Source organism: Candidatus Planktophila sp., assembly GCF_040402275.1.
In the GTDB taxonomy this organism is placed as follows: domain Bacteria; phylum Actinomycetota; class Actinomycetes; order Nanopelagicales; family Nanopelagicaceae; genus Planktophila.
In genome coordinates this window covers 1-5538 of sequence record NZ_JBBAMW010000039.1, presented here as the reverse complement: position 1 = coordinate 5538, position 5538 = coordinate 1, and the positions used below count along the sequence as shown (strand labels likewise).

The following is a 5538-nucleotide window of genomic DNA, read 5'->3' as shown; positions in this document are numbered from 1 at the left end:
CGTTTGCCATGGCGCAAGGATTACAACGCACTTGTATACACAATGGCAGGCCATGGATTTGTTGGCGATGAAGCTCGTCCAGTCCAGATGGGTCAATTAACTGTCTTTGGCGAGGGCGACACAATTGTTGTGCGCGCTGCTAATCAACAAGAAACACGTTCTCCAGAGCTTGAACTGTTTATTCTTGGTGGCGCACCAATCAAAGAGCCTGTTGCATGGATGGGTCCCTTTGTGATGAATACGAAGCGCGAAGTTCTCCAAGCATTTGAAGACTTCCAAAAGGGTTTACTTGGTTCAATTCCTGCTATTTATAAGGATGATGCCAAGGCAAAGGCTCCTCTTAATCGCAGCGGAGAAGGATCCAAGTTAGGCGCGGATGTTCTCGACGTCCATGGTGCACCCACCGACCTACAAGAAGGTTAATTAACCTGCGATACTGGGTAAATGATCTGGTGGCCAACTGAAGTACCAACCTTGCAGTATGGGTTGATCACACTTCGTAAGCCTGAAGAGCGCGACATCGTTCCTCTATTTGAAGGTGTTCAAGATCCTATAATTCCGAAGTTCACTCGTATTCCGGCCAATTATCAAATGACCAATGCCGAGCATTATGTTCGTGAACGCTCACCTAATGGCTTCACGATGAGGACTGAGCTTCAACTCGCACTTGAATACGATGGAGAATTTGTAGGTGCACTCTCTTTCCACACGCTAAATCTTGAAGAGGCTAAGGCTGAAATCGGTTACTGGGTAACTGCAGGTGTGCGTGGCAAGGGCATTGCGACACAAGCCACAAAGCTTTTGACGGAATATGGCTTTGAGACTATCGGCTTCCATCGCATAGAAGCACTGGTGGTTGAATCTAATAAAGCTTCTCTCAAGGTGCTGTCCAATGCTGGATACCAGCAAGAAGGGGTATTAAGAGATAAGTCCTTCCAAGATGACGGGACTCGTGAGAACATGATCATGTTCGCAGCGATCCGAACTGACTGGGAGGCCTAGAAATGGAAGGGTTGGCCTATCTGGTTGTCATAATCTTTGCGATCACTCTTTTCTCAGGTCCATTTGCAATTGCTTTAACATCTCACAGATTAGTGAAATTCTTGAATTCCAAAGAAGGCGTCTTGTGGGCAATTGTTAACGCACTTCGAAAAATTATTCATCTACTAACAATTACTATCGGGCTTTTCCTTGGCTTATCCCTAATGGCGGTGGAAGTTACAATCACAAAGATTATTGGTGTATACGCAATTGTGCTTGGATACATTGCATTACGTCGTGAGTACTTCCCTGACTTTCACTTACTTGTAACCATTGGAAATAAACTTGGAATACGGAAAGTTGGTCCTGGTGATCATGGGCCTGCGATTAAGTGGAAAAGGAATGGCCGCTCATCCGGTGATGATGGACATGGACCTGGCGGGCAGCACTGAATCTTATTAAGAAGCTCTATTTAATCTTTTTTATCTCTTTTGCTAGAGCCATCTTTAGCAAAATAGAAAATGACCAAAATCGCTAGCGCAACAAGTATGGCTTCCATAGGAAAAGCATACAGAAATTTACATTTTAGTGGAGGTGCCGGGAATCGAACCCGGGTCCTTCGGTACTAAAACAGGGCTTCTACGGGCGTAGTGTGATTAACGCTTTCTCAGTCCCGAAGTTTTTACACACATTTCTTCGACGAACTCAGTTGCAAAAATGTTCTCCTTCATAGTCTGCAACACCAATGAAGTGAAAAGCCCCCTAGTCGACGCTAGATTCCAGGTCGAGAGCGGCACCTGGGCTAACGGAATTGAATAGCTTATGCAGCTAGTTCGAATTCAGACTTTTTAAGGTCTGCAGTTATTTTTTGCACGGATTATTGGTTTACGAGATCATTCCGGCTTCCTCGGCCCGCTTCCCCTGCCTCAACATCCAAAGTCGAGACCGTTCACCCCCAAGATTTAAAGTGCTTTCACACTTACAACTTGGAGAAAAAGAAACGTATTTCTTATCCCCTATTTAATTGTCAATTTTCTTTGCCGTCGCAACGTTGCCTCAAAAATTGAGGTATCGAAGCGGCGGTGGACTAAGTGTAAATCAGGAAAGCGAGAAGGTGTTAATCCTCGTATTTTGTGGCGGCACGACTGGCTTTACCGCTCAAAGTACGCGAGACAACGCGTGAAACTTCACGGTCAGCCTCGCGTTCCTTAATTGCTTCGCGCTTGTCATGGGCCCTCTTGCCCTTGGCAACAGCAATCTCAACCTTGGCTTTTCCATCTTTGAAGTACAACTGGAGTGGAACAAGGGTTGTTCCAGAATCCTTCAACTTGCCGATGAGTTTATTGAGCTCATTTTTATGAACAAGAAGTTTGCGATCACGACGTGGTGTGTGATTGGTCCATGTGCCCTCGGTGTATTCAGGGATGTGAACACCCATCAACCACAATTCGCCATTATTGACCATGGCGAAGCCATCAATCAACGATGCGCGGCCAGCACGAAGTGATTTAACTTCAGTACCAGTAAGCACCATTCCGCACTCAAGCACATCAGAGATCGAATAATCGTGACGTGCTTTTTTATTTTGGGCAATGACCTTGCGGCCTACCTCTTTAACCATGCCGCATCACCGCCTTCATTCATTGCATCCAAGTATTGGATTGCAGGGCTCAATTCTCTCACTACCTATCCGTGAGAGCTGCCAAGTTGGTGGGAATTAGACCTTCAGATAGCGACGAAGGGTGATTACTGAAGCCAGGATTGAAACAACTAAGCCTGTGGCTAGTAGATATGCGGATGCAACCCAGACCTCGCCCCAACCAAAGAACTTGGTAAAGGTTAGAAGTGGAGCAACGTTTGAATCGATGACACTCTTTAATCCAGCAAGCAATCCTGTGGCAACTGCCCAACCAATAATCGCTGAGATAACACCTTCCAACAAGAATGGAAGTTGAATTGACCAAGAGGATGCACCAACAAGTTTCATTACGCCAGTTTCACGGCGGCGGTTAAATGCTGCAATACGTAAAGTATTTGAAATTAAAAGCGCTGCCGTTAAGACAGATGCAAGACCAACAGCCAATGCGCCATTTCGAAGTACTCCTAATAACTTAAAGAATTTCTCAAGAATCGCCCGCTGGTCTTGAACAACATCAACACCCGGTCGACCACTGAAGGCGCTGACAAGGACTGAAAATTGGGTTGGATCCTTCAATTTAACTCGGAATGATTCCGGCAACTGATCTGCAGTTACGTTTTGCGCAATCGCTGAATCTTTAAAACGCTCTTGAAAACGTGTGAACGCCTCTGATTGTGATTCGTAGAAAACGCTGTCGACAACGCTCATCTCTTGAAGATCCTGCTGAATTGTTAATCGCTGTGCAGCTGTGACTACACCATTTGCACATGAAGGTGAATCTGAAAGATTTCCGCAAAGGAAAACAGATACTTCGATCTTGTCATACCAATAATCCTTCATTGCTCCGACTTGAGCGTTAGAAAGAAGGCCAATGCCAAGCAATGACAATGAGATCGCTGTTGTGACAACAACGGCAAAGGTCATAGTTAAGTTACGACGAAGTCCGATCCGAACTTCACTAAGAAGAAACCGTGCGCGCATTTGTTATCCCGTCCTTAACCCGTGTACCCATAAACGCCACGAACCTGATCGCGGATTACATTTCCTGCATCAAGCTCAATAACGCGCTTACGCATTTGATCCACAATGCCAGCATCATGTGTTGCCATCAAAACTGTAGTGCCCTCACGGTTAATGCGATCAAGCAACTTCATAATGCCAACAGATGTTGCTGGATCAAGGTTTCCAGTTGGCTCATCTGCAATCAAAATTGGTGGGCGGCTGACGTAAGCACGCGCAATCGCTACGCGCTGTTGTTCTCCACCTGAAATCTCTGAGGGTAAACGATCACCCTTGTCTTCCAAACCAACTAACTCTAGAACCTCTGGAACTTCACGATTGATTTCTTTTTGTGAATATCCAAGAACGTGCAAAGTAAATGCAACGTTTTCAGTAATTGTCTTATTGGGAAGCAAACGGAAGTCTTGGAAAACTGTTCCTACAGAGCGACGCAGCTCTGGAACCTTGTGATTGGCCAATGTTCCTAAGTCTTTTCCTGCCACATGTATCGAACCTGATGATGGACGTTCTTCACGAAGAACTAGACGCAAGAATGTTGATTTACCTGAACCTGAAAGTCCAACAAGGAATACGAACTCGCCCTTAACGATCTCGAGATTTACAGAATCAAGGGCTGGGTGCTCCTGACCAGAGTAAATCTTGGTGACATTTTCAAAGCGAATCATTAAATCTCCCATTGCATCTGCGGGGTGGAATTTCGGGGAACCACCTTCGACCTGCGCTTAGTTTATGGATTACAGGGCAAAATCCTCGGATCTAACGCGAGTTTGAGCCTGAAGAAAGTGTGAGATTTATCGAATCCCCCACATTCTCAGCATTTAGGAACTTCGGCGCCAGCGAATTCCAGCTTCGATGAACTCATCAATTTCACCATTTAACACAGCCGATGTGTTTCCGGTTTCATAATCTGTGCGCAGATCTTTAACCATTTGATAGGGCGCTAAAACATAGGAACGCATCTGATTACCCCATGAACCCGAATTGTCGCCCTTGAGAGCATTGATCTTTGCCTGCTCTTCTTGCCGACGACGTTCTAATAACTTGGATTGCAACACAGCCATTGCTGTTGCCTTGTTTTGAATCTGAGAACGCTCGTTTTGACATGAGACAACGATGCCAGTTGCAATGTGCGTTAAACGAACTGCAGAGTCTGTGGTGTTAACCCCTTGCCCGCCAGGACCAGAAGAGCGATACACATCAACCCGAATATCTTTTTCATCAATTTCAATATGATCACTTTGCTCAACAACGGGAACAACTTCAACACCAGCAAATGAAGTGTGACGACGACTTTGGCTATCAAAGGGTGAAATGCGAACTAAGCGATGTGTTCCTTGTTCAACAGATAATGTCCCGTATGCATATGGAGCAGACACTTTGAAGGTTGTTGATTTAATTCCCGCTTCTTCCGCATATGAGGTTTCAAGAACATTAACAGTAAAGTTATGTCGTTCGCAGTAACGCAAATACATTCGCATGATCATCTCGGCCCAGTCGGCAGCTTCTACTCCGCCTGCCTCCGAACGAATCGTGATCAAAGCATCACGATCGTCATACTCGCCATTTAATAAAGTCTGAACCTCTAATTCGCCAACAGATTTCTTAACTGCATCGAGTTCATTCTCCGCATCTTGAATTCCACCTGGCTCGCCCGAAGCTAATTCAAAGAGAATAGATAGATCTTCAACGCGTTGACGCAGGCCAGATAGTTTGGCAATCACAGATTGCACACGTGATAAACGACTTGTGATCTTTTGAGCAGCCTCAGGGTCATCCCAAAGATTAGGAACTCCTGCTTCAACTTCTAGTTCATCTGCTTGCTTTCGAAGTTTAGGTAGATCCAAGACCTTTTCGATGGAAACTAGGGTCGCATCAACCGCGTCGATCTCTAAGTGATA

At 45.5% G+C, this 5538-nt stretch carries 7 protein-coding genes and 1 other RNA gene; 3 read left to right on the top strand and 5 right to left on the bottom strand.

Features of this window, described 5'->3' with window-relative positions; all coding sequences use genetic code 11:
- The 3 genes from AC9UEY_RS05700 to AC9UEY_RS05690 all read left to right on the top strand — a co-directional run.
- Window positions 1-423: pirin-like C-terminal cupin domain-containing protein (locus AC9UEY_RS05700; RefSeq protein WP_509538986.1), on the top strand; the 423-nt coding region annotated here is incomplete at its 5' end.
- 21 nt (window positions 424-444) lie between these two features.
- Complete coding sequence (locus AC9UEY_RS05695; RefSeq protein WP_509538983.1) at window positions 445-1002, top strand: GNAT family N-acetyltransferase; 558 nt, start codon at window positions 445-447, stop codon at window positions 1000-1002.
- Between the two features lie 2 nt (window positions 1003-1004).
- Entirely contained in the window at window positions 1005-1433 is a 429-nt protein-coding gene (locus AC9UEY_RS05690) for a hypothetical protein (RefSeq protein WP_509538981.1), read from the top strand.
- 134 nt (window positions 1434-1567) lie between these two features.
- On the opposite strand, the gene ssrA is transcribed toward AC9UEY_RS05690, so the two are convergent.
- The 5 genes from ssrA to prfB all read right to left on the bottom strand — a co-directional run.
- Window positions 1568-1938: a transfer-messenger RNA gene (gene ssrA, locus AC9UEY_RS05685) on the bottom strand.
- Between the two features lie 160 nt (window positions 1939-2098).
- Window positions 2099-2602: an SsrA-binding protein SmpB gene (smpB, locus tag AC9UEY_RS05680; protein WP_509538978.1), complete on the bottom strand. Its 504-nt coding sequence runs from the start codon at window positions 2600-2602 to the stop codon at window positions 2099-2101.
- Window positions 2603-2698: 96 nt separating this feature from the next.
- Window positions 2699-3601, bottom strand: a complete 903-nt coding sequence (gene ftsX, locus AC9UEY_RS05675; protein WP_509538975.1) for a permease-like cell division protein FtsX — start codon at window positions 3599-3601, stop codon at window positions 2699-2701.
- Between the two features lie 14 nt (window positions 3602-3615).
- On the bottom strand, window positions 3616-4305 hold the full coding sequence (ftsE, locus tag AC9UEY_RS05670; protein WP_509538972.1) for a cell division ATP-binding protein FtsE: 690 nt from the start codon (window positions 4303-4305) through the stop codon (window positions 3616-3618).
- Window positions 4306-4458: 153 nt separating this feature from the next.
- On the bottom strand, window positions 4459-5538 hold a 1080-nt coding region (gene prfB / locus AC9UEY_RS05665), incomplete at its 5' end, for a peptide chain release factor 2 (protein ID WP_509538970.1).

Excerpts from the sequence above, each read along its gene's own strand:
- AC9UEY_RS05695 (WP_509538983.1), top strand. The coding sequence starts at position 445 with ATGATCTGGTGGCCAACTGAAGTACCAACCTTGCAGTATGGGTTGATC.
- AC9UEY_RS05690 (WP_509538981.1), top strand. The coding sequence starts at position 1,005 with ATGGAAGGGTTGGCCTATCTGGTTGTCATAATCTTTGCGATCACTCTT.
- smpB (WP_509538978.1), bottom strand. The coding sequence starts at position 2,602 with ATGGTTAAAGAGGTAGGCCGCAAGGTCATTGCCCAAAATAAAAAAGCA.
- ftsX (WP_509538975.1), bottom strand. The coding sequence starts at position 3,601 with ATGCGCGCACGGTTTCTTCTTAGTGAAGTTCGGATCGGACTTCGTCGT.
- ftsE (WP_509538972.1), bottom strand. The coding sequence starts at position 4,305 with ATGATTCGCTTTGAAAATGTCACCAAGATTTACTCTGGTCAGGAGCAC.